The organism is Brachybacterium sp. FME24 (assembly GCF_014897705.1).
Lineage (GTDB): Bacteria > Actinomycetota > Actinomycetes > Actinomycetales > Dermabacteraceae > Brachybacterium.
Map to the genome: position 1 here is coordinate 57274 of NZ_JABUXV010000006.1, position 19683 is coordinate 76956.

General features: G+C 69.8%; 21 protein-coding genes. 5 read left to right on the plus strand and 16 right to left on the minus strand.

The window, feature by feature from the left end:
• Positions 1-49: 49 nt before the first annotated feature.
• From INT51_RS08195 to sucC, 5 genes are all read right to left on the minus strand, one after another.
• Complete coding sequence (locus INT51_RS08195; protein ID WP_193104808.1) at positions 50-967, minus strand: C40 family peptidase; 918 nt, start codon at positions 965-967, stop codon at positions 50-52.
• A 191-nt stretch (positions 968-1158) separates the two neighbouring features.
• A complete protein-coding gene (locus INT51_RS08200; protein WP_193104809.1) occupies positions 1159-1878 on the minus strand; it encodes a metal-dependent transcriptional regulator in 720 nt (239 codons plus the stop codon).
• 72 nt (positions 1879-1950) lie between these two features.
• Entirely contained in the window at positions 1951-2856 is a 906-nt protein-coding gene (locus INT51_RS08205; RefSeq protein ID WP_193104810.1) for a CPBP family intramembrane glutamic endopeptidase, read from the minus strand.
• 169 nt (positions 2857-3025) lie between these two features.
• Positions 3026-3916, minus strand: a complete 891-nt coding sequence (sucD, locus tag INT51_RS08210) for a succinate--CoA ligase subunit alpha (protein WP_193104811.1) — start codon at positions 3914-3916, stop codon at positions 3026-3028.
• Between the two features lie 12 nt (positions 3917-3928).
• Positions 3929-5098 (minus strand): ADP-forming succinate--CoA ligase subunit beta, encoded by a 1170-nt coding sequence (gene sucC, locus INT51_RS08215; protein ID WP_193104812.1) that lies wholly within the window; start codon positions 5096-5098, stop codon positions 3929-3931.
• A 198-nt stretch (positions 5099-5296) separates the two neighbouring features.
• On the opposite strand from sucC, the gene INT51_RS08220 reads away from it, so the two are divergent.
• The 3 genes from INT51_RS08220 (at position 5297) to INT51_RS08230 (ending at position 6915) form a co-directional block, all read left to right on the plus strand.
• Positions 5297-5572: a hypothetical protein gene (locus tag INT51_RS08220; RefSeq protein WP_193104813.1), complete on the plus strand. Its 276-nt coding sequence runs from the start codon at positions 5297-5299 to the stop codon at positions 5570-5572.
• Positions 5573-5586: 14 nt separating this feature from the next.
• Positions 5587-6195, plus strand: a complete 609-nt coding sequence (locus INT51_RS08225; protein WP_193104814.1) for a hypothetical protein — start codon at positions 5587-5589, stop codon at positions 6193-6195.
• Between the two features lie 273 nt (positions 6196-6468).
• The gene (locus INT51_RS08230) at positions 6469-6915 is read left to right on the plus strand and encodes a VOC family protein (protein WP_193104815.1); all 447 of its coding nucleotides are present in this window, start codon (positions 6469-6471) and stop codon (positions 6913-6915) included.
• Here INT51_RS08230 and INT51_RS08235 read toward each other — a convergent pair.
• Positions 6902-9802 (minus strand): UvrD-helicase domain-containing protein, encoded by a 2901-nt coding sequence (locus tag INT51_RS08235; RefSeq protein ID WP_193104816.1) that lies wholly within the window; start codon positions 9800-9802, stop codon positions 6902-6904. The genes INT51_RS08230 and INT51_RS08235 overlap by 14 nt on opposite strands.
• 148 nt (positions 9803-9950) lie before the next feature.
• Positions 9951-10286 carry a hypothetical protein gene (locus tag INT51_RS08240; protein WP_193104817.1) on the minus strand — a complete coding sequence of 112 codons (336 nt, stop codon included), beginning with the start codon at positions 10284-10286 and terminating at the stop codon, positions 9951-9953.
• A 61-nt stretch (positions 10287-10347) separates the two neighbouring features.
• Here INT51_RS08240 and INT51_RS08245 point away from each other — a divergent pair, with 61 nt between their 5' ends.
• Positions 10348-11490, plus strand: coding sequence for a lysylphosphatidylglycerol synthase domain-containing protein (locus tag INT51_RS08245; RefSeq protein ID WP_193104818.1), 1143 nt, complete (start codon positions 10348-10350; stop codon positions 11488-11490).
• A gap of 58 nt (positions 11491-11548) precedes the next feature.
• On the opposite strand, the gene INT51_RS08250 is transcribed toward INT51_RS08245, so the two are convergent.
• The 3 genes from INT51_RS08250 to INT51_RS08260 form a co-directional block, all read right to left on the minus strand.
• Entirely contained in the window at positions 11549-12025 is a 477-nt protein-coding gene (locus INT51_RS08250) for a hypothetical protein (RefSeq protein WP_193104819.1), read from the minus strand.
• A 78-nt stretch (positions 12026-12103) separates the two neighbouring features.
• The gene (locus tag INT51_RS08255; RefSeq protein WP_193104820.1) at positions 12104-13066 is read right to left on the minus strand and encodes an alpha/beta hydrolase; all 963 of its coding nucleotides are present in this window, start codon (positions 13064-13066) and stop codon (positions 12104-12106) included.
• Positions 13063-13281 (minus strand): BldC family transcriptional regulator, encoded by a 219-nt coding sequence (locus INT51_RS08260; RefSeq protein ID WP_193104821.1) that lies wholly within the window; start codon positions 13279-13281, stop codon positions 13063-13065. The genes INT51_RS08255 and INT51_RS08260 overlap by 4 nt, the downstream gene beginning before the upstream one ends.
• A 351-nt stretch (positions 13282-13632) precedes the next feature.
• On the opposite strand from INT51_RS08260, the gene INT51_RS08265 reads away from it, so the two are divergent.
• On the plus strand, positions 13633-13830 hold the full coding sequence (locus INT51_RS08265; protein WP_193104822.1) for a DUF3073 domain-containing protein: 198 nt from the start codon (positions 13633-13635) through the stop codon (positions 13828-13830).
• Positions 13831-14012: 182 nt separating this feature from the next.
• On the opposite strand, the gene purM is transcribed toward INT51_RS08265, so the two are convergent.
• The 6 genes from purM to INT51_RS08295 are packed head-to-tail and all read right to left on the minus strand — an operon-like array spanning position 14013 to position 19615.
• Positions 14013-15161, minus strand: coding sequence for a phosphoribosylformylglycinamidine cyclo-ligase (gene purM / locus INT51_RS08270; protein ID WP_193104823.1), 1149 nt, complete (start codon positions 15159-15161; stop codon positions 14013-14015).
• On the minus strand, positions 15158-16648 hold the full coding sequence (gene purF, locus INT51_RS08275) for an amidophosphoribosyltransferase (RefSeq protein ID WP_193104824.1): 1491 nt from the start codon (positions 16646-16648) through the stop codon (positions 15158-15160). Before purF ends, purM begins: the two co-directional genes overlap by 4 nt.
• A gap of 55 nt (positions 16649-16703) precedes the next feature.
• Positions 16704-17084 (minus strand): hypothetical protein, encoded by a 381-nt coding sequence (locus INT51_RS08280; protein ID WP_193104825.1) that lies wholly within the window; start codon positions 17082-17084, stop codon positions 16704-16706.
• Positions 17081-17878, minus strand: coding sequence for a copper homeostasis protein CutC (locus tag INT51_RS08285; protein ID WP_193104826.1), 798 nt, complete (start codon positions 17876-17878; stop codon positions 17081-17083). Before INT51_RS08285 ends, INT51_RS08280 begins: the two co-directional genes overlap by 4 nt.
• Positions 17875-18312: a sterol carrier family protein gene (locus INT51_RS08290; protein ID WP_370540791.1), complete on the minus strand. Its 438-nt coding sequence runs from the start codon at positions 18310-18312 to the stop codon at positions 17875-17877. The genes INT51_RS08285 and INT51_RS08290 overlap by 4 nt, the downstream gene beginning before the upstream one ends.
• A 4-nt stretch (positions 18313-18316) precedes the next feature.
• A complete protein-coding gene (locus INT51_RS08295) occupies positions 18317-19615 on the minus strand; it encodes an adenylosuccinate synthase (protein WP_193104828.1) in 1299 nt (432 codons plus the stop codon).
• Between the last annotated feature and the right edge of the window lie 68 nt (positions 19616-19683).

The window sequence follows — 19683 nt, forward strand, 5'->3', positions numbered from 1 at the left end:
GGCCCCGCACCACAGAAGTGGTACGGGGCCGTGATCAGCGCTGGGTGCGTCAGCCGACGCGGACGAAGGTCCAGCTGCCGGAGTAGATGTTGCGCTCGGTGGTGTCCACGCGCGGGTTGCCCGCGTCGACGAACTGGTTGCCGCCGGCGTAGATGCCGATGTGGCCCGGCTTGTAGACCAGGTCACCGGGGCGGGCCTCGGAGCGCGGGATGACGGTGCCGGAAGCCCCCTGAGCGTTCGCGCCACGGGGGAGGTCGATGCCGTGCTGGCCGTAGACCCACTGGACGAAGCCGGAGCAGTCCCAACCCGAGGTCGAGGTACCGCCGAAGACGTAGGGGGTTCCGATGCCGGAACGGGCAGTGGCGAGGATCGAGCCACCCTTGGCGGCGGACGGAGCCGGCGCGGACTCCTTCGTGGAGGATTCCTCGGAGTCGGTGGACCCCTCGGACTCATTGTTCTGGGAGCTGTCGGAGTCGTCACGGCTGGAGCGCTCGTTCGAGCGGCTGGCGCTGTCGTCCTCGCGAGTCTCGCTCTGCTCTTCGCTCTCGGAATCCTGCTCTTCCGCGGCGGCAGCTTCCTCCGCGGCGGCGGCCTCCTCAGCGGCAGCTTCCTCCTCGGCAGCGGCCTCTTCAGCGGCGGCAGCCTCCTCGGCAGCGATCTCCTCTGCCGTGGGGCCGACCTCGACCGAGATGGAGGTGCTGACCGGAGCGAAGGCGGGCTCGGCGCTTTCGGCGCCGGACTCGGCAGCGGGGATGCCGACGGCGGGAGCGGCCACGGGGGCCATCACGACGGCATCGGCCTGGGGTGCGGCCGGAGCGTCGGCCTGCGGCTCAGCGGTCGCAGCAGAGGCACCACCGAACAGCATGGCGGCAGCCATCGCCGCTCCTGCAGTGGCGCGCCCGGCGCGGACGGCGGGGGTCACCGTGCGCATGGCGCGGCGGTGGGTGTGGTTCGCAATCTTCGACACGTTGTGGCTCCCAGCCCCCGGGCGTCAGCCCCCGCGCTCTGCAGCTTCTCCCACTCCGTACCTGGTGCGCGGTGGGGCTCTCCAGGCGGAATGCCGCGGCTCGGACGCCTCGGCACGACTACGACCATAGGGGCAGCACGGCACCGACGTCAGGTCGACAGAAAGCTCTGGGGCAGAGCTTGACGGAGCCTTTACCCGGCGGAGATCGCAGTGACATGCAGCTGGCCCGCCACGAGCTCCGAGACTGCGACCTCACCGCCGGAAGGCCCCGCGAGGACGACGGTCCCCGCAACTCTCTCAGCCTGGATCTCGACGCCAGGAAAGATGCCCTGACGTGCGAGTTCGCCGAGGAGCTCGACGTCGCTCTGGACTCGCTCACCGATCCGTCGCAGACACACGCGCACGGTCTCGCCGTCGGCGACGGACTCGATCAGCTCACGGGTCGGATTGGCGGAGTCTTTACCGTCGGCCGTGGGCTGGATCTCCGTGATTCCGAGTGCGGCGAGACCCGGGATCGGGTTTCCGTAGGGATCGACGAAAGGAGGCTCGAGACGCTCGGCGAGACGACGCTCGACCTCGAGGCTCATGACGTGCTCCCAGCGGCAGGCCTCCTCATGGACCAGGGCGTAGTCCAGCCCGATCACATCGAGCAGATGGCGCTCGGCCAGGCGATGCTTGCGCATGACATCGGTGGCGACCGCGGTGCCCTCCTGAGTGAGGCGGATCCGTCGCTGGTCGTCGAGGTGCAGCAATCCATCACGTTCCATCCGAGCGACCGTCTGGGAGACGGTGGGGCCGGAGTGGCCCAGGCGCTCCGCGATCCGGGCGCGCATCGGGGCGATCCCCGCCTCATGGAGTTCGAACACCGTCTTCAAGTACATCTCGGTGGTATCGATGAGATCTCCGCTCACGGGTCCCCTCCTAGGTCGGCGCTCGGCTGGCTCAGGACAGCTTAGTCGGCGGCGCGGACGTTCCGTCCCGGTTCAGGTCAGCACATCCAGCAGGTGGAGGATGACGACGAGCCCATTGAGCAGGACATGGGCCAGGACACAGGCCCAGAGCCGCCGCCAACGGGCCCAGATCACCCCGAGAGCGATCCCCGTGGTGCCCTGCAACGCTATCGCCTGCAGACCGTCAGCCCACAGCGGGCCCTCACCATGGGAGAAGGCGTGCATGAGACCGAAGAGGAGCGACGCCGCCAGGATGCCGGTCCACGGGCCGGTGAGACCCTCCAGGCGAGTCTGCAGCAACCTGCGGTAGAGAACCTCCTCGCCGACCCCCGCCGTGATCGCCGTCGCGGTCGCAGCGATGACCAGCACCGCGAGGTGCGGCCACGAGCTGGGCATGCCCGAGGCGAACGGTCCCACGCTCGAGAGCACCCCGAGCACGAGCACCGGTCCGAGCATGATCCAGGGCGCCACCTGCGACCGCTCGATGCGCAGGGAGTGACCGCGCCGCCGGCCCAGCACGCCCAGCACGACCACCGGCACCACCAGGAACAGCGCGGCCTTGAGCAGTATGTAGTCCTCGGGCAGAGGAAGCACCGGGACCAGGAGCGTGAACCCGAGGGCCAGGGCGATCAGTCCCCAGGCCTCCCCGAGGGCGCTGCGCCGGCGGCGCACGGCGACCGTGCTGCCTCCCCGTTCCGTCGGCAGCAGCAGAGTCACCACGATCGCGAAAGCGGCAGGGGCCAGCAGCAGCGGGAGCGCCACCGGTGCGTACCCGGGGTCTGCGGAGACGACGACACCCTGGGGGTTGCGGAGCATCGTCACAGCGATCGCGAGCGCGAAGAGCCCGATCAGGGTGCCCAGGATCACCGGACGGTCGGCGCGGGCACGGGTCACCGACTGCGGCGTGCCCGCGGCGCGCGGCGGGCAAGAATCGATCATGGGGACATCGTGAGCGGAACACGCAGGCGGCGCCTCCGCCATGCGGAGGAGATCCTGTGGTCGCGATCGCCGCTGGCCGTGGAACGCACAGTGCCCCGGATCCTGGAGGATCCGGGGCACTGTGGTCGGACGATGCAGCCTCAGCCGATCTCGCCCTGGGTGCTGTCCATCAGGCCAGAGACGTGACGATCTCGCGCATCAGGTCGGCGGTCTCGGTCGGCGTCTTGCCGACCTTGACGCCGGCGGCCTCGAGGGCCTCCTTCTTCGCCTGGGCGGTGCCCGCGGAGCCGGAGACGATGGCCCCGGCGTGACCCATGGTCTTGCCCTCCGGGGCGGTGAAGCCCGCGACGTAGCCGACGACCGGCTTGGTCATGTTGTCCTTGATGTATGCGGCAGCGCGCTCCTCGGCGTCGCCGCCGATCTCACCGATCATCACGACGCCGACGGTGTCGGGATCGTTCTCGAACGCCTCGAGGGCGTCGATGTGGGTGGTGCCGATGACCGGGTCGCCGCCGATGCCGATGGCGGTGGTGAAGCCGATGTCCGCCAGCTCGTACATCATCTGGTAGGTCAGCGTGCCGGACTTGGAGACCAGGCCCAGCTTGCCCGTGCCGGTGATGTTCGACGGGGTGATTCCCGCGTTGGACACGCCGGGGGTGATGACGCCCGGGCAGTTGGGACCGATGATGCGGGTGGTCCCCTTGCCCTGGGCGTAGTTGAAGAACTCGGCGGAGTCCTTGACCGGGATGCCCTCGGTGATGATCACCAGGAGCTCGATACCGGCGTCGATGGCCTCGATCGCGGCGCCCTTGGCGAACTTCGGCGGCACGAAGACCACCGAGACGTTCGCGCCGGTAGCCTCCATGGCCTCCGCGACGGAACCGAAGACGGGCACCTCGGTGCCGCCCTCGAAGCTGACGGACTGGCCGGCCTTGCGGGGGTTCACGCCGCCCACGATGTCCGTGCCGGAGTCGAGCATGCGCTGGGAGTGCTTCATGCCCTCCGAGCCCGTCATGCCCTGGACGATGACCTTGCTGTTCTCATCGAGAAAGATAGACATGTCGGGTGCTGCTCACTTTCCTGCGGCGGCGAGCTCGGCAACCTTCGCGGCGCCGCCGTCCATGGTGTCGGCCTGGGTGACGAGGGGGTGGGCGAAATCGGAGAGGATCTTGCGTCCCTCCTCGACGTTGTTGCCGTCGAGTCGGACGACGATCTGCTTCTGCACGGCGTCGCCCTCCTTCTTCAGCGCGCCCACGATGCCGTTTGCGACCGCGTCGCAGGCGGTGATGCCGCCGAAGACGTTGACGAACACCGCCGTGACCTGCTCGTCGTTCAGGATGACGTCGAGACCGTTGGCCATCACCTCGGCGGACGCGCCGCCGCCGATGTCGAGGAAGTTGGCGGGCTTGACCCCATGCTCCTCACCGGCGTACGCGACGACGTCCAGCGTGGACATGACCAGTCCCGCGCCGTTGCCGATGATGCCGACCTCGCCGTCGAGCTTCACGTAGTTGAGGTCCAGGGCCTTGGCCTTGGTCTCCAGCGGGTCCTCGGAGCTGGTGTCGACGAGAGCGGCGTGGTCCTCGTGACGGAACTCGGCGTTCTCGTCGATCGTGATCTTGCCGTCCAGGGCGATGATCTCCCCGTCGCCGGTCTTGACCAGCGGGTTGACCTCGACCAGCGAGGCGTCCTCCTCGCGGTAGACGTCCCACAGCTTCTGCAGCACCGGGGCGACCTTCGCACCGGTCTCGGCGTCGAACTTCGCAGCCTCGACGATCTCCTTCGCCTTGGCCTCGTCGATGCCGACGTTGGGATCCACGGCGACGCGGGCGAGTGCCTCGGGGCGCTCGACGGCGAGCTGCTCGATCTCCACGCCGCCCTCGACGGAGCACATGGCGAGATAGTTGCGGTTGGCCCGGTCCAGCAGCAGCGAGAAGTAGTACTCCTCGGCGATGTCGGCTCCGGCGGCGATCATGACGCGATGCACGGTGTGGCCCTTGATGTCCATGCCGAGGATCTCGGAGGCCTTCTGCTCCGCCTCCTCGGGGGACTTGGCGATCTTCACGCCACCGGCCTTGCCGCGACCACCGGTCTTCACCTGGGCCTTGACGACGACGACCGGGGTGCCGAGCTGTTCGGCGCCGGCCTTTGCAGTGGCAGGATCCTCCGCGACTACTCCTCCGAGCACGGGGACGCCGTGCTTCTCGAAGAGATCGCGGGCCTGGTACTCATACAGGTCCACGGGGTTGCATTCCTCTCGATATCGGCAGAGGGCGGCTGGCCGTTGCGGCCACGATGCCACCCCTGGGAACGCGTTCAGGGTATCGCTTCCGCCACCGCTCACGGGCCGCAGGAGCCAGGGTGCGCGCTGTCTCACGTCGACGACGCGCGAAAGCGTCCACGCCATCTGTTGTTCAGGTGCCACGGATACGATGGTCGGATGAGCCGACGATCCCGCAGTCTCGCCCAGCGTGTGCAAGAGCACCTCGGCTTCAGCGTCATCGCCATCGGGGTGCTCTTCATCGTGCTGCGCCTGCTCGGGGTGCGCTCCACCTTCGCGGGATTCGCGTTATCCGTGGGGATCACCCTGGCCCTGAACGTCGGGCTCTCCTATTACAACGACCGCCGCGCCCGGAATCCGCGACCGCAGGTCGAAGGCCGAGGTGGAGGCGACATCCGCTGGCGTGAGGACGATCGTCCGCGCGACGACCGCTGAGGCGAGGAGACGCCATGGCCGATTGGAAGACCTACGCGAAGGCCGCACGCAACACTGCCCGCAAGCAGGCGCCCGGCGCTCGTGACGCCGCGAAGCGGGCCACGTCGCGCGCCGGCGACTACGCCCGGGCAGCAGGTCGGGCAGTCGACGAGGGCCGAAGTGGCGACGATGCATCGCGCGGGGATGACCGATCCTCCCCTGACGGTGCGCGCCCCCCGCGCACCGACAGCCCGACCGCGGGCACCCGTGCTCCGCGCCCCGATGCCCGCCGCGAGGGAGCCGGCCGATCCGATACCCCCCGAACGGCCACCCAGCAGCGCCCGGCGGTCGATACCGACAAGCTCCGCAAGGACGCTGTGGCGTACTACACCGTGGCCGAACGCCGGATGCGCTCCGCTCAGATCGTTCCGCGCGTCCTGCGTGCCCTGCGCGACGCCCTGCTCATCGGGCTCTCCCTGTTCGTGATCTGGTTGGTGCTCGCGGCCGCGGGCCTCCAGATTCCGTTCACGACGGTGCTGATCGTGGTCCTGGTGATCGTCGCCCTGAGTTTCGCCGGGGGCGTGTACTCCCGTTTCCGGCAGCGCGGCAGGGGTGCCGAAGACGGTGAAACCCCCGACGACTGAAGGCATCCACGGCCCCGCCGGTGAGCACGAGGTGCCGAGGCCAGCAGAAGGGGCCCAGGCGACTCGAGGGGCCGCGGCCAGCACCAGGGGCCGGAGCCAGCACGCGGGCCCGGCGGCGGCACGCGGGGCCGGAGCCGGCACCCGGGGCCAAGGTCGAAATGTCCCCTGAGGACCGATAGTCGTGACAGCACCGGTCCTCAGGGGACATTCTCCGGTCCGTCCCGACCTCTCCCGGTGGAGGATCCTCGAGGGTCCGCGCCGTAGACTCTCGGCATGAATCGTGACCATGAGCTGGGGTCCCGCTCGTCGCGCGCCGGGCTGCACCACCTGGAGCTGTGGACCGCCGACCTCGCCGTGACCGAGCCCGGCTGGCACTGGCTGCTGACCACGCTCGGCTGGATCCCCGAGCCCGTCGAGGGGTGGGCCACAGGCCGGATCTGGCGACATGGCGACGGCTCGTACATCGTCCTCGAACAGTCCGAGGCGGTGATCGGTGAGCGCTCCGAGCGCCGCGCTCCGGGAATGAACCACATCGCCCTCACCGCACCGGACCGATACCACCTGGACGCGATTCGCGCCGCGGCGCCGGCTCACGGCTGGGGTGAGCTGTTCGCCGCGACATATCCGCACGCCGGCGGCCCGGACCACATCGCCTGGTACGGCGAGGACCCGGAGGGCATCGAGGTCGAAGTGGTGGCGCCGGGTTCTACAGCTTCGTGAGCGGGGCGTAGCGCAGCAGCAGGCGCTTCGTGCCATGCGGTGCCTTGAACTGCACCTCGACCTGGGTCTTCTCACCTTGACCGGCGATCTCGGTCACCGAGCCCATCCCGAAGGAATCGTGCGTCACGCGATCGCCCACGGAGAGCTGAGGCATGTTCGCCGCTGACGTGGGCTGGCGACCGGACCCGAAGCTCGGCCGCTTCACATCGCTGCGCCCGCCGCCGATACCGCCGCTGAACGACGGTCCACGCTGGCCATCGGACCGATTGCTGCCGCCGTACCCGCCGGAACGAGAGCCGGACCCCTGGCCGTACCCGCCGAAGCCCGACCCGCCGAGGGTGGAACCTGCACGCGCCACGTCCAGCACGCTCTCGGGGATCTCGTCGAGGAACCGACTTCCCGGCATGAACTGCGACTGGCCCCACATGGCTCGCATCTGGGCGCGGGTCAGATAGAGCCGCTCGCGAGCACGGGTGATGCCCACGTAGGCAAGTCGTCGCTCTTCCTGAAGCTCATCGGGGTCCCCCAGGGTGCGGTTGTGGGGGAAGGTGCCGTCCTCCATGCCGGTGAGGAAGACGACCGGGAATTCCAGTCCTTTGGCGGTATGGAGGGTCATCAGCGTGACGAACTGGTCCTCCGAGCCCGGGATCTGGTCGGCGTCGGCCACCAGGGCGACCTTCTCCAGGAAGCGGTCCACGAGAGTCGCTTCCGGGTCATCCGGGGCATTCAGTGCCGCATCGGGGGCGACGTCGGACCCTGCAGGCGTCGGCGCCGAGGCGGCTCCCCGAGCCTCGGGGCCATCGGGATGCGATCCCTCGGCGGCGTCTGTTTCTGCTTCTGCCGACGAGCCCGCCGCGCCACCTGAAACCGAGTCAGCGCCCGAATCCGTGTCGGCTCCTGCGTCTGGGTCGACCTCGGCATTCTCCTCGTCGAGCTCCTCGAACTCGCTGGCGGCGGCGTCGGCAGCTTCGGTCTGGGCCTCGAACTCCGCGGCGACGCTGATCAGCTCGGCGAGGTTCTCGAGCCGGGACTCGTCCTGCGGGTCATCGCTGTCCTGCAGCTCGGCGTAGTAGCCCGAGCGCTGCAGGATCGCTTCGACCAGCTCCGCGGGGCCGTCGCCGCGAGCAGCCATCTCCTGGAGGTCCTCGAGCATTGCCACGAAGGTGCGCACCGCGTTCAGCGAGCGCGTCGCGATGCCGGGCGCGTCGTCGGCCCGCCGCAGAGCTTCGCCGAAGCTGATCCGGTCCCGCTCGGCGAGCATCGCGATCGCGGCCTCGGCCCGGTCGCCGATGCCGCGCTTGGGGACGTTGAGGATGCGACGCAGGTTGATCTCATCGGCAGGATTCGCGAGAACCCGCAGATAGGCCATCGCGTCCTTGATCTCGCGCCGCTCGTAGAAGCGGGTGCCTCCGACCACCCGATAGGGCAGCCCCACGCGGATCAACTGATCCTCCAGCGCGCGGGACTGCGCATTGGCCCGGTAGAAGATCGCGATGTCCCCGGCGCTGCGACCGTCGTCGACCAGGGCGTCGATCTGTCGGCCGATGTAGCGGGCCTCGGCCTGCTCGTCGTCGGCGACATACAGGGTGATCTGCTCGCCCTCGCCCTGGTCGGTCCACAGGTCCTTCTTGCGCCGCCCTTCGTTCTCCTCGATCACGGCGTTCGCGGCGGTGAGGATGTTCTGGGTGGAGCGGTAGTTCTGCTCGAGCACGATGGTGCGCGCCGAGGGGAAGTCCTTCTCGAACTCGATGATGTTACGGATCGTGGCGCCCCGGAAGGCGTAGATCGACTGGTCGGAGTCGCCCACCACCGTGAGGTCCGCGCGCGGGTCCTCCCCCACCAGCTCCCGCACTAGCTGGTACTGGGCGGTGTTGGTGTCCTGGTACTCGTCGACCAGGAGGTGGCGGAAGCGGCGTCGGTAGCCCTCGCGGATCGCGGGGTTCTCACGCAGCAGCGTGACGGTCAGGCCGATGAGGTCGTCGAAGTCCACGGCGTTGGCCTGCCGCAGGCGCTCGGTGTAGTTCGTGTAGATCCGCGCGAGGGTCTTCTCGAAGGGGTTCTTCGAGCTCTCGGCCTGGTCGGCGAAGTCGATCGGATCGGTGAGGTCGTTCTTCAGCGAGGAGATCCGTGAGGCCAGGCCCCGCGGCGCATGCTTCTTGGTGTCGAGCTCGAGATCCTTGGCGATCGTGGTGATCAGCCGCAGCGAGTCGGCGCTGTCATAGATGGTGAACGAGCTCTTGAGCCCCGCGGCCTGGGCGTCCCGGCGCAGGATCCGCACGCAGGCGCTGTGGAAGGTGGAGACCCACATGCTGCGCGCGACCGTCCCAACGAGCTCCTCGACGCGCTCGCGCATCTCGGCGGCCGCCTTGTTGGTGAAGGTGATCGCGAGGATCTCTCCGGGCAGCGCCTCTCCGGAGCGCAGCAAATGGCCGATGCGACGCGTCAGGACCCGGGTCTTGCCGGAGCCGGCGCCCGCGACGATCAGCAGTGGGCTGCCCCGGTGCTCGACGGCCTCACGCTGGGCAGGATTCAGGCCGTCCGTGAGCTCGGTGAGCACGGCAGGATCGGAGGGCCCCCAGGGCCTGGCGCGGCTCGGAGCGCCCTCCGGGCCTCCACGCTCGGCGGGATGCGGCGCGAGCTCGTGCTCGGCCGGGGGCTGCGGCGTCGGCCGATCGTCCTCGACCGGCGGCGCCTCGTCGTACGGAGGCTCGTCGTACGGGGCCTCTTCCTCGGAGGGCGGTTCGTCCTGCGGCGGCGGCTCCTGCTCGAAGGGAGGTCGCGCCCCGCCCTCCTGCGGTGGCGCCGGCTCGGCCGACGGCGTGACCGTCACACCGTCGAGGCGGCGGAAGGCGTCGGGCAGCGAGAGATCGTCGAAGAGTGAGCTCATGAGGCTCCCAGGATAGGCGCGGGACCCGACAGCGCGGACGCTGTCGGGTCCCGTGTGGACAGAGGAAAACAATGGGGAGGATCTCCGGGGAGCGCCCGGTTGCTGACCCCGTACCGCTCGTCGTACCGCTCGCGCCGCAGGGCGTCGCTCAGACGAAGACCGCGACGACGATGTTCACGATGATGGCCAGCGGGATGCCGAACCAGACCGCAGAGGGCGTCTCGGGGCCCTTCTTGGCCGCCATGTAGGCCAGCACGGTCGCGACGACGGCGAACACCAGCTTGATCCCGAGCTTCATATGGTTCGGGTCACCGACGATGGAGACCAGCGCGGCCAGCACGATGCCGAGCACCAACGCACCGGCCACGGCATGTGCCATACCGGGGTTGGGGACACGGGTGCGAGCGGACGCCACCCAGGTGCCGAGCGCCACGGCCCAGCAGATCATGTGGAGCACGACGAGGAGTGAGATCACGAAGGACATGCCTCCACGATAGCCCGCGCGGCCTGGGAGCCCTCCCCGTGCGACGTGCGAGAATCGCCGCATGTCACCGGCTTCCGACGGCTCCCCCGACACCCCGGATCCGGCATCCGACCCCGCATCCGACCCCCGCCCCGCTGCGCACCCCGGCCCCGCCGTGGGCCCGGACTGGCTGCCCGAGGAACTGGACATCGAGCAGCCGCCCCGGATCAGTGCCGGGAAGGTCGTCACCGGTGCTCTCTCCGTTCTGCTGGTCGCCGCGGTGCTGGCCTGGATCCTGCCGTGGGCCACCGGTGCGCAGTGGCCCCAGATCATCGACACCCTCCTGCAGGCTCCGGCCTGGGCGCTGCCCGCAGTGGCCCTGCTGGGCGCAGGTGCCCTCGCCCTCGAGGGCCTCACCGTGCGCACAGCGGTGACCGGTTCGCACTACTCCTCGGCCCTGCTCGGCCATACCGCCTCGACCGGGGTGGGTCTCGCCCTGCCGGGAGGCTCCGTGGTGGGTCTCGCGCTGATGGGCTGGATCCTGCGTCGGGCCGGCCCGGCCGTGCCTGTGATCATCACCGGGATCATCGCGGCATCCCTGGTGGAGATGGTGATCACCTCGGTTCTGATCCCTCTGCTGGGGCTCGCCTCCTACGCCGCCGGTTCGCTGCTGGCCCCCACCGGGATCGCACTGCCCGGCGCGATCTGGGCCGCCCTGCTCGCCGTGCTCGGCGCCATGATCGCCCTGGCCCTGACGACGGTGCTGCTGCGGCGGGCCGTGCTGACGTCGATCCTCGACCGGCTCGGGGACATGATCCCGTCGCACCTCACCCCGATGGTCCTCACCCAGCGTGACGCCCTGGTGGCGATACTGCGACGTCGGACGGTGCCGCTGGTGCTGCCGACGTTCGCGGCGCGGGTGCTGCAGTGGGCGGCGCTGCTGGTGGCGATCAACGCGGTCGGCGCCGACGTGCCGCTGCTGCTGACGGTGGCGATCTTCGCCCTGGGCCGGGTGCTCTCCTTGGTGCCTGTGACCCCGGGCGGCGCCGGTATCACCGAGACGGTGGGAGCGGCGGCGCTGGTCGCGCTGGGGGTCGGTGCTGCCGACGCTGCAGCGGCGATGCTCCTGCTGCTGATCACGACGCTGGTGGTGCCCCTGGCCGCCGGGGCGATGGCCGTGACGGTGTCCTTCGTGCGCGCACCTGCTCGGCGCCGCAGGGCGTGAAGAGCGAGGCCTGCGGGGCCACTGGCACCCATCGCTCGTCCCGTCAGTCCTTCTCCGCTCAGTCCTCCTCGGCGTAGTCCGGCGTATCGATGCCGAGGGTGTGGGAGGGGTGTGCCAGAAAGCCGTCCTCCGCGAGCGGCACCAGAGGGTAGCCGCCGATGCTGGCCCCCTGGGCGGTGCCCACGAACTCCGCGACCTCGACCACGTGGCGGTGGGCGTCATCACCGCGGCCCAGGAAGCCGGCCCCCGAATAGCCGCCGAGTCGTCGGCCGGCGGTGCGCTCGCGCGCGGTCGCGACCTCGTCGAGCCGCCGGGCGCTGGCGCGCAGGCCCGCTGCGATCCGCCCCAGCTCGGTGTACTCCTGGGCGGTCCAGTGCTCGTGGATCCGATCGCCGATGCGCCGAGCCCCGCGATCCTCGGACCGGGTGACGTCGACGATGGCATTGGAGAGTCGGAGGCGGAGCAGGGTGAGCCGATCGGCGCCTCGTCGGAGGGCACCTGCGTGCCCACGCAGCTGACGCAGGTCCGAGGTCATCCAGCTGCTCCTTCCCGCTGCTCACGATGCCGCTCGCGTGGACGGTACAACGCGGTCGGGCGCTCTCATCGTAGGGGGTCAGGCCTCGAGCGTCTCCAGCCAACGGTCCAGGACCCCGATCGCCCGCGTCCGGGCGTCCGTGTCGGAGAGGAAGACGTCGTGCCGCGCTCCGGGGATCGCTTCGACCTGCACCTGGGGGCCCAGGCGCCGGGCCGCGGCGGCGAGGGCACGAACATCCAGCACCGAGTCGGAGCGGCGCATGTCCTCGAGGAACCACGCCCCGATCCGGCTCTGGGCCGAGTGCAGGACGAGCACCGGGATCGTCAACGGTCCCGCCGCGCGCAGTCGCTTCTGCCCGTCGAGCACCGCCGCGAGGGTATCGGCGGGGAAAGGGTGGCCGCCGGGCGGTTTGAGCGCCAGATCGTAGTCGTACATTCCGCCGAAGTCCCGGTGTGTGGTCCGGGCGAGGTGCGAGGAACCGCTCGGCAGGATGGGACGCTGATGCAGTCTCTGGGCCAGGAGCCGCACCGGAGTCTCCGCGAGGGTCCGCGCTCCCGGCCCCAGATGCATCTCGAGCCACGGCGAGTTCAGCGCGACGGCACGGACCGTTCCCGGGCGGCGCTGCGCCCACAGCGCGGCGGTGAGACCTCCGGTGGAGTGGGCCAGAAGGATCGGCGGGCGGTCCCTGCCGATGATCCGCAGCGCCTCGTCGATCTCCTGGTCGTACCGGCTGAGGTGGTCGACCGAGGTGGCCGTCTGACCTGGCAGCAGGCTGCGCCCATGTTTGCGCAGGTCAAGACCCCACACGTCGTATCCGCCACGGCCGAGGTGCTCGAGGAGATCCCGATCGAAGACATAGTCCGACCACCCGTGCAGCACGAGGATCGCCGGCTGGACCCGACCCTTCCCGGCGTCGCGCCCGGTGATTCCGCTGCCGCGTTCGCGGTGGATCAGGGTCGCGATGACCGGCCCTTCGGCGTCGGATCCCAGCTCGAGTCGTCGAGTCGAGTACCCGTCACCGAGGACCGGGTCCGAGCTCACGAGCTCTCAGTGCTGTCCCGCAGCAGGTCGACGACTTCGTCGCGCCGGTACCGGCGGTGGCCGCCCAGAGTCCGCATGTAACTGAGCTTGCCGGCCTGCGCCCAACGGGTGACGGTCTTGGGATCGACGTGGAACATCTTGGCCACCTGGGCAGGGGTCAGCAGCTCAGCGGCGTGATCGTCGCTCTCATGCGGTTGATCCGAGGATCCATTCATCAGGCAGGGACCTTTCAGCGGTGCAAAGGGAAGTCGGCGCCGTCGACTCCAGGTCGGCCTCGTCCGCGACCCGGAGGTCGCCACGAGGAGCCTCGACGCGGTGCCCCGGAGGCTCGGGGACGCCAGCTTAGACGCTCGGGTTCCGCAGCAGGTAAACACTCTGTCCGCGTCGGGCCAAGTTCCCGGGCGTCTTGCCGCCTGCCCCGGCACGCCTGGAAGGGACGTCGGGCACGTCTGCGGGCCTGAGGTTCGCCGGATCCGAGGGCATGCATGTACTCTTGGGTTCCGTATCAATGCCATCTTCCGGGTCGACAAGAACGCCCGGCAGCCGACGCACAGGGGGTCAGATCCATGGGTCGCGGCCGACAGAAAGCCAAGCACACCAAGGTGGCACGGGACCTCAAGTACTTCAGCCCGCCGACAGACCTGACGGCACTGCAGCGCGAGCTGCAGTCCGAGCGGAGCGAGACTTCCGCGAACGGCGAAGAGCGGGCCGAGGACAGCGACGAGTGGGCCGACGAGGACGCACCGTCCGTACGTCGACGCTGAGAACTGCCCGACGACTCGAGAGCCTGCAGTATCCGGCGAGTATCGTGCCGGTAGCGGGAAGTTCTCTGTCGAGCAGGCTCAGGACCGACCGGCGCATGCAGGAACCGTGACCATGCACGAGGGCCGACCCACCGGGTCGGCCCTCGTTCGTGCAGGAGGGCTCGTGCCTGAGGGCAGGGCGCTCAGGCCCACCCCGGATGCTGGCCCGCGAGCAGAACGGCTCCGCCCTCGACCCCCTTGGCGCCGGCGACGACCCGCTCCAGCGGCGCTCCGGGCTCCGGCAGGGAGTCCTCACCGACGACCTCGCCGATCACCCGTGCTCCCAGCCCCCTCTCGGTCAGCACCGCGAGAGTCGCATCCGCCTGGTCGGCGCCGACCAGGGCGACCATGCCGATGCCCATGTTCACGGTGCCCTCGAGATCGAGCTGCGGCACCGAGCCCCAGCGGGCGATCTGCGCGAACACCGGCCCCGGTTCCCAGGAGGCGCGGTCCAGACGCGCAGCCAGACCGCTGGGCATGACTCGGGCCAGATTGGCGGCGAGCCCGCCGCCGGTGACATGGCTGAGCGCGTGGACGGCACCCGCGGTCCGAGGATCGGCGAGGACGGCGAGGACGTCCGTGGCGTAGATGCGGGTGGGCTCGAGGATCTCCTCGCCGAGAGTGCGTCCGAAGTCGTCGATGTGCGCATCCAGGGCAAGGCCCTGGGCGGCGATCACGGCGCGCACCAGGGAGTATCCGTTGGAGTGGAGACCGGAGGCATCCATGCCGATCACCACATCGCCACGGCGCACACTGTCCGGGCCCAGCAGGGCGTCGGCCTCGACGACGCCGACCGCGGCGCCCGCCACGTCATAGTCCTCCGGGGCCATCAACCCGGGATGCTCGGCGGTCTCGCCGCCGACCAGCGCGCACCCGGCGATCTGGCAGCCCTCGGCGATGCCGCGCACGATGTCGGCGATCCGCTCGGGCACGACCTTGCCGCAGGCGATGTAGTCGGTCATGGCCAACGGGGTGGCCCCGACCACCACGATGTCATCGACGACCATGCCCACGAGGTCGCGGCCGATGGTGTCGTGCACGTCGAGCTCGCGGGCGATGGCGATCTTCGTGCCGACCCCGTCGGTGGAGGAGGCCAGCAGCGGGCGGCGGTAGTCCTTCAGTGCGCTGACGTCGACCAGGCCGGCGAAGGCACCGATCCCGCCGAGCACCTGGGGCCCGTGGGTCGCAGCCACGGCCTCCTTCATCAGCTCGACGGCGCGGTCACCCGCGGCGGTGTCGACGCCGGAATCGGCGTAGGTGATCGCAGGGCCTGCGGAGTTCGTGGAGTTCATGCGTCCTTCCCGACGGCGGTGATGTCGTGCTCACCCGAGGTGAGGATTCCCTGTGCACGAGCTACGGGCTCGGGCAGTGCCACCGGGTAGGTCCCGGAGAAGCAGGCGGTGCACAGCGCTTCGGCGGGCTGGTCGGTGGCGGCGATCATCCCCTCCTCGGAGATGTAGCCGAGCGAGTCCGCGCCGAGGGAACGAGCGATCTCGGCGATCCCCAGACCGTTGGCGATCAGCTCGGCCCGGGAGGCGAAGTCGATGCCGTAGAAGCAGGGCCAGCGCACGGGCGGCGAGGAGATCCGGACATGGACCTCGGCGGCGCCGGCCTCACGCAGCATGCGCACCACGGCGCGCTGGGTGTTGCCGCGCACCACCGAATCGTCGACGACGACCAGTCGTTTGCCGGCGATGACCTCGCGCAGCGGGTTCAGCTTGAGACGGATGCCGAGCTGGCGGATGGTCTGGCTGGGTTGGATGAAGGTGCGGCCGACGTAGGCGTTCTTCACCATGCCCTGGCCGTAGGGGATGCCCGACTCCTGCGCGTAGCCGATCGCCGCGGGGGTGCCGGATTCCGGGGTGGGGATCACGAGATCCGCGTCCACGGGGTACTCCCGGGCGAGCTGGCGGCCCATCTCCGCGCGGGCCTCGTTGACGCTCTTCCCGGCGATCCGGGTATCCGGACGGGCGAGGTAGACGTACTCGAACACGCAGCCCTTGGGCTCGGGATCCATGACCTGTTCGCTGCGCAGTCCCTGTTCGTCGATCACGATCATCTCGCCGGGAGCGACCTCGCGCACGAAGCTCGCGCCGCAGATGTCCAGGGCCGCGGTCTCGGAGGCGACCACCCAGCCGCGCTCGAGGCGTCCCAGCACGAGGGGGCGGATCCCCTGCGGGTCGCGCGCGGCGTACAGGGTGCCCTCGTTCATCAGGGTGAAGCAGTAGGCGCCGACCAGGCGCGGCAGGATCTCGCGCAGCGCATCCTCGAGGCTGCCCTCGGTGTCCAGCAGCGCGGTCACCACGGCGGTGTCGGTGGTGTTGCCGCGGGCGAGCTCTCCGGTGCGGGGCTTTCCCTGGCGCTCCTCGACGAGCTCCAGCAGTTCCTCGGTGTTCACGAGGTTGCCGTTGTGGGCGAGGGCCACCGTGCCGTCAGGTCGCGGGCCGAGGGTGGGCTGGGCATTGGACCAGATCGATCCGCCGGTCGTCGAATACCGGGTGTGCCCGATCGCGATGTGCCCCTGGAGCGCCTCGAGGGAGGCCTCGTCGAACACCTGCGAGACCAGGCCCATGTCCTTGTAGACGAGGATCTGCGAACCGTCGCTGGCAGCGATGCCCGCTGATTCCTGCCCGCGGTGCTGCAGAGCGTAGAGACCGTAGTAGGTCAGTTTGGAGACGTCCTCTCCGGGGGCGAAGACGCCGAAGACGCCACAGGCATCCTGTGGGCCCTTCTCCCCGGGGAGCAGGTCATGGGAAAGGTTTCCGTCGCCGCGTGCCACCGCACCATGATGCCACAGCCCGCGCCGATCCGGCGGCGCGGTCCGGGGCCGTGCCTCAGCGGCTGCGACGCCCTGAGGAGCGATGGACGAAGGCGTCGATCCCGGCCGCGACTGCCGCCAGCGGCACACCGACGAAGACCGCGGTGAGCAGGACGAAGTTGACGACGCCGCCGAGATCGACGAAGTCCAAGAACGGCGAGATGACCAGCGCGACGACGGCGGGCACCACGATCACGAGAGCCACCCAGAACCCCAGGGTCGGGGTGCGGCTGCGGCGCACGTAGACGCTGGTGTCCGTGGCGCCCTCGGGGCGATCCTCGGGGCCCTCCGGTTCCACGGAGTCCAGTTCCACGGGGTCGTTCACAGTTTCCACGGGGTCCGGTTCCACGGGGTCCGGTTCCACGGGGTCGTTCACAGGTTCTTCGGGGTTGTTCACAGCACTCCAGCAGCATCGACCGCGGCGGCCACGATCGCCGGGTCCGTCTCGGTATCGGGGGCGCCCGGTTCGACCGGAGCGCCCGGGCGGCGGCGGGCGGACAGGTGCACGTCGGTGACCCCGCTGCGATGGGCGAGATCGGCGAGGTCAGCAGGGCGGACCCCTCCTCCGGCGCACACGTCGAGAAAGCCTTCGGCGGCATCGACCATGGCTCCGAGGTCGTCGGTTCCGTCGAGCGCTCGCGCAGCCCCGCCGGAGCTGAGCACCCGGTGGAAGCCGAGGCCGAGCAGGGTTCGCATGGCCTCCGCGCGCTCCTCGCGACCGGCCAGGGCGTCGACGGCGCGATGACAGGTCAGGGTGATGCCTCGCAGCGCGGTCTGCGCGGACCGCAGGGCGGAGTCCCGGATGGTCTCGATGGCGGGGATGTCGAGGGAGCCGGCCGGGGTGAGGGCGCCGATCACGACGCCGGCGGCTCCGGCGGCGACGGTGTCGCCGGCCTGGCGGGCCATCAGCTCGATCTCCTCGGGCAGGTAGGCGAACTCCTCCGGCCGGTCCAGGAAGTCACCGTCCCCGGCCCGTGAGCGGATCAGCACGTGCACATCGAAATGCGGTTTCGCGTCGCGGGCGGCGACCAGGGTCGCGGCCCGCTGCACGCACTGCTCGACCAGGTCCACGGGAGGGGTCACTCCCCCACGGGCGAGATCGACGCACAGCTCCACGCGGTCGGCGCCGCCGAGCGCGGCGGCCTCGAGACCGGCGAGGTCCTGGACGGCGATCTCCACGGCGAGACTCATCGGGTCCCCTCCTCGGTCGGGTTCTCGGTCACGATCTCGGTCGTGCTCGCACGGGCGGTGCGCACGGTGCGGCGCGCCCCCGGCAGGGGCAGCAGCTCGGTGAGGTCGCTGCGCTCCCCGCTCGCACGGACGCGGCCGTCGGTGAGGGCGTCGGCCCAGGCCAGGTCGCCGCTCACGAGGGAGAGCCAGGTGAGCGCGTCGGTCTCCACCACGGCGGGCGGGGTCCCGCGGGTGTGCCGGCTCCCGGTGATCGCCTGGACGGCGGCATGCGGGGGAACGCGCAGCTCGACCGCTCCGCCCGGGTACTCCTGGGCGAAGGTCTCCAGCGTGTGGCGAACGGCGGGGGCGAGCACGGAGCGCGTGGCGGTCTCCGGAGCAGTGGCCCACGTGGCCAGGGCACTGCGCCCTGCCTCAGGATCGGTACGGCGGGTCACCACGTCAGCTGGTCGCCTCCGGCAGGAGGTCGTGGACGGCGATGGTGGCGGCACGATCGGGGCCCACGCCGATGGCGCTGATGCGGCAGCCGGCGAGCTCCTCGAGCCGCTGCACGTAGGCACGGGCGTTGTCGGGGAGATCGGCGAAGGTGCGGCACTCGGAGAGGTCCTCGGTCCAGCCGGGAAGGGTCTCGTAGACCGGTACCGCATGGTGGAACTCGGTCTGGGTCATCGGCATCTCGCGATGGATCACGCCGTCGACGTCGTACGCGGTGCAGATCGGGACCTCGTCGATGCCGGTGAGCACATCGAGCTTGGTCAGCACGATGTCAGTGAAGCCGTTGATGCGCACCGCGTGGCGGATCATCAGGGCGTCGTACCAGCCGCAGCGGCGGGGGCGCCCGGTGTTGACCCCGACCTCGCCGCCGACCCTCTGCAGGAACTCGCCCCACTCGTCCTCGAGCTCGGTGGGGAACGGCCCGGCGCCCACGCGCGTCGTGTATGCCTTCACGATCCCGATCACCCGGTCGATGCGGGTGGGACCGATGCCGGTGCCGATGCAGGCGCCGCCCGCGGTCGGGTTGGAACTGGTCACGAAGGGGTAGGTGCCGTGGTCGACGTCCAGATACGTGGCCTGGCCGCCCTCCATCAGCACGACCTCGTCGCGGTCGAGCGCGGAGTTCAGCAGCTCGGTGGTGTCCACGACCATCGGGAGCAGGCGCTCGGCATAGGAGAGCAGTTCCTGCGTGATCCCCTCGACCTCGACGGCCCGACGGTTGTACAGCTTGACCAGCAGCTCGTTCTTCTGACGCAGGGCGCCTTCGATCTTCTGGCGCAGGATCGACTCGTCGTACAGGTCCTGCACCCGGATGCCGAGGCGGCCGATCTTGTCCATGTACGCCGGCCCGATGCCGCGCCCGGTGGTGCCGATGGCGCGCTTGCCGAGGAAGCGCTCGGTGACCTTGTCGAGGGTCTGGTGATACGGGGCCACGATGTGGGCATTGGCACTGATGCGCAGACGCGACGTATCCACGCCGCGCGCGTTCAGCATGCCGATCTCCTCGAAGAGTGCCTCGAGGTTGACCACCACTCCATTGCCGATCACGGGGGTGACCTGCGGGGACAGGATGCCTGCGGGAAGGAGCTTGAGCTCGAACTTCTCGCCGTCGACGACCACGGTATGGCCGGCATTATTGCCACCATTGGGCTTGACGACGTAGTCGACCCTCTCACCGAGGAGATCGGTGGCCTTGCCCTTCCCCTCGTCACCCCACTGGGCTCCGACGATCACGACGGCGGGCATAGCAACTCCTGGATGAGCGGAAGGGAACCCGGGGATCGTACCAAGCACCGTCCGCACGCCGCCTGGAC

What these genes read in the sequence shown, in the direction of transcription:
- INT51_RS08205 (WP_193104810.1), bottom strand. Translation starts at nt 2,856, where the DNA reads ATGATCGATTCTTGCCCGCCGCGCGCCGCGGGCACGCCGCAGTCGGTG.
- sucD (WP_193104811.1), bottom strand. Translation starts at nt 3,916, where the DNA reads ATGTCTATCTTTCTCGATGAGAACAGCAAGGTCATCGTCCAGGGCATG.
- INT51_RS08220 (WP_193104813.1), top strand. Translation starts at nt 5,297, where the DNA reads ATGAGCCGACGATCCCGCAGTCTCGCCCAGCGTGTGCAAGAGCACCTC.
- INT51_RS08225 (WP_193104814.1), top strand. Translation starts at nt 5,587, where the DNA reads ATGGCCGATTGGAAGACCTACGCGAAGGCCGCACGCAACACTGCCCGC.
- INT51_RS08230 (WP_193104815.1), top strand. Translation starts at nt 6,469, where the DNA reads ATGAATCGTGACCATGAGCTGGGGTCCCGCTCGTCGCGCGCCGGGCTG.
- INT51_RS08235 (WP_193104816.1), bottom strand. Translation starts at nt 9,802, where the DNA reads ATGAGCTCACTCTTCGACGATCTCTCGCTGCCCGACGCCTTCCGCCGC.
- INT51_RS08240 (WP_193104817.1), bottom strand. Translation starts at nt 10,286, where the DNA reads ATGTCCTTCGTGATCTCACTCCTCGTCGTGCTCCACATGATCTGCTGG.
- INT51_RS08245 (WP_193104818.1), top strand. Translation starts at nt 10,348, where the DNA reads ATGTCACCGGCTTCCGACGGCTCCCCCGACACCCCGGATCCGGCATCC.
- INT51_RS08250 (WP_193104819.1), bottom strand. Translation starts at nt 12,025, where the DNA reads ATGACCTCGGACCTGCGTCAGCTGCGTGGGCACGCAGGTGCCCTCCGA.
- INT51_RS08260 (WP_193104821.1), bottom strand. Translation starts at nt 13,281, where the DNA reads ATGAATGGATCCTCGGATCAACCGCATGAGAGCGACGATCACGCCGCT.
- INT51_RS08265 (WP_193104822.1), top strand. Translation starts at nt 13,633, where the DNA reads ATGGGTCGCGGCCGACAGAAAGCCAAGCACACCAAGGTGGCACGGGAC.
- purM (WP_193104823.1), bottom strand. Translation starts at nt 15,161, where the DNA reads ATGAACTCCACGAACTCCGCAGGCCCTGCGATCACCTACGCCGATTCC.
- INT51_RS08285 (WP_193104826.1), bottom strand. Translation starts at nt 17,878, where the DNA reads ATGAGTCTCGCCGTGGAGATCGCCGTCCAGGACCTCGCCGGTCTCGAG.
- INT51_RS08295 (WP_193104828.1), bottom strand. Translation starts at nt 19,615, where the DNA reads ATGCCCGCCGTCGTGATCGTCGGAGCCCAGTGGGGTGACGAGGGGAAG.